This is a genomic window from Klebsiella sp. YJ, from assembly GCF_002108615.1.
Lineage (GTDB): Bacteria > Pseudomonadota > Gammaproteobacteria > Enterobacterales > Enterobacteriaceae > Klebsiella > Klebsiella planticola.
This window is the reverse complement of sequence record NZ_MTEG01000096.1, coordinates 1-1,192: the sequence shown is the minus strand read 5'-3', so window position 1 is coordinate 1,192 and position 1,192 is coordinate 1. Positions and strand designations below refer to the sequence as shown.

General features: G+C 42.4%; 1 protein-coding gene. It reads right to left on the bottom strand.

All coding sequences use genetic code 11. From position 1 onward, the window contains the following. Nucleotides 1–187: 187 nt before the first annotated feature. A complete protein-coding gene (locus BV390_RS30320; RefSeq protein WP_246858326.1) occupies nucleotides 188–1,081 on the bottom strand; it encodes a nuclease domain-containing protein in 894 nt (297 codons plus the stop codon). Nucleotides 1,082–1,192: the final 111 nt, after the last annotated feature.

Here is a 1,192-nt window from a genome sequence, read left to right as displayed (position 1 = left end):
GGTGATCCCCTGGGCGAAATGCGCCTGGTAAGCAGAGTTTTTGAAATGTAAGGCCTTTGAATAAGACAAAAGGCTGCCTCATCGCTAACTTTGCAACAGTGCCCCTTATAGTACAATAATTTTCGATATCCAAACTGACCCCTGTAATAACAGATACTGAAATTAACATCATCTTAAATAGAACCCGTCATACGGGAGACTCGCAGTTTGGACACTTTATGTTAATTGAAGACATAGGCATCAAAGACAAATAGGTCCAATACTCGCCATTCTTAATTAATCGTGTATTGCATGTACCACAGTGGGTATACACGGTAAAGTGTGTACACTCATTGCACCGATACCAACGCTTTTGATTATTTGAACTCATTGATTTCGTTACATCAACTACTTTTTCAGACCCGCAAGAAACACAAAAATTCACCGCATGAGTATCATCCGATGCTCCTCGAAAAGATGTATTGTCTTCAATGCCGTACTGTAGAAACATCCCTAGCATACGTTGGATTTCATCAAGATAGCGTTGCGACTTCATTGGGTTAGCACATACTGCACCATAGTTTGTAGCTTGACGTTGATGGTATGCTGGCTCCCAATCAAACATGGATAGTTCGCCCAAATAACTGTCTTTCGCCCATTCCTGTGGAGATACGACTTTCTCAACCGCATCTAACACGGGGTGCAGAACAAACACACTGTTTTCTTGGCATTCGCTATAATCTTTGCCGTTGTAAAGTTCATGGATAACCCCACCGATCCCGCCTCTAAGCTTGAGATAGGCAGCAGAATAGTACTTTGCATCGACGACTAACCGCTTTGAAATCTGGTTACCACTTTTGGTAATCGCTTCTACATCCAAAACAAAATCAGGGCGCTTACCATTGGCTAAGAACGGCTCGTATTGCAAGGTGACTTTTCTTGAAACATTAGGGTTGAAAAACTGAATGCTGATTTGTTCTTCATTGCCTTGAATATTCGCAATCAATTTTCGTTTCCAGTTGTCCTCTGGCAGATATCGGAATGCCTGAGTCAGCACTTTGATGATTTGCAGCAAACACCAACGTTCATAAATTAGTGGCATGTTGACTAGGGAAGGTGCGAATAAGCAGGTCATTTCTTCCCAAGCTGACTCGCTGATTAAAATTTCGCGGATCTGGGCCGATTTTTTTCCCGCAAACACATCGAATCAGCC

What these genes read in the sequence shown, in the direction of transcription:
- BV390_RS30320 (WP_246858326.1), bottom strand. Translation starts at nt 1,081, where the DNA reads ATGCCACTAATTTATGAACGTTGGTGTTTGCTGCAAATCATCAAAGTG.